At 48.4% G+C, this 1,071-nt stretch carries 1 protein-coding gene; it reads left to right on the top strand.

The genetic code is table 11. From position 1 onward, the window contains the following. Positions 1–1,036: AMP-binding protein (locus tag ABUA47_RS05250; protein WP_349831449.1), on the top strand; the 1,036-nt coding region annotated here is incomplete at its 5' end. Positions 1,037–1,071: the final 35 nt, after the last annotated feature.

The raw sequence follows: 1,071 nt of genomic DNA, 5'->3' as shown, positions 1-1,071 counted from the left end.
AGTATTGCCGCTGAAAGCCGGTGACAAGATTGTCTCCATGCTGCCAATGGCACATATGTACGGACTTGCATTCGAGTTTCTGTATGAATTCGCCGTAGGTTGCCACATATTCTTCCTCACTCGCATGCCCAGCCCCAAAATCATTTTCCAAGCTTTCACCGAAGTGAAGCCTAACCTGATTGTGGCTGTTCCGCTCATTATCGAAAAGATTATAAAGAAGAGCGTACTGCCCAAGCTGGAAACCCCCGCCATGAAGCTGTTGCTGAAAGTACCCATCATTAACGACAAGATAAAAGCAACCGTACGCGAACAAATGATTCAAGCCTTTGGCGGAAACTTTGCAGAAGTCATTGTAGGAGGAGCTGCCTTCAACCAGGAAGTGGAGCAGTTCTTAAAGATGATAGATTTCCCCTATACGGTAGGCTATGGAATGACGGAATGCGGCCCCATCATCTGTTACGAGGATTGGACCCGCTTCAAACCCGGTTCATGCGGAAAGGCCGCACCGCGTATGGAGGTGAAAATCCTATCATCCGATCCCGAAAACATTCCGGGAGAGATTGTCTGCCGTGGTCCCAATGTCATGCTGGGTTACTACAAGAACGACGAGGCCACCGTACAGGTACTCGACAAAGACGGCTGGCTGCACACCGGAGACCTTGCCCTGATGGATGCCGAAGGCAACGTAAGCATCAAGGGACGCAGCAAGAACATGCTCCTCGGCCCGAGCGGTCAGAATATCTACCCGGAAGAGATAGAAGACAAACTGAACAATATGCCGTATGTAGCCGAAAGCATCATCGTGCAGCAGAATGAGAAACTGGTAGGTCTGGTTTACCCCGACTTCGATGATGCCTTTGCCCATGGGCTGAACAATGACGACATCGAACGCGTCATGGAGGAAAACCGTGTGGCACTGAATGCAGAACTGCCCGCATACAGCCAGATATTCAAAATGAAAATCTATCCTGAAGAATTTGAAAAAACGCCGAAGAAATCTATCAAACGCTTCTTGTATCAGGAGGCCAAAGGATAATGTAAAAAACAATTAAACTACAACCTATCTAACCC

It is taken from the genome of Bacteroides sp. RTP31139st1_H2_RTP31139_211217 (assembly GCF_040227615.1).
GTDB lineage: Bacteria > Bacteroidota > Bacteroidia > Bacteroidales > Bacteroidaceae > Bacteroides > Bacteroides uniformis.
Note: the sequence above shows the minus strand (reverse complement) of the source record. Positions and strands in the feature narration are given on the sequence as shown.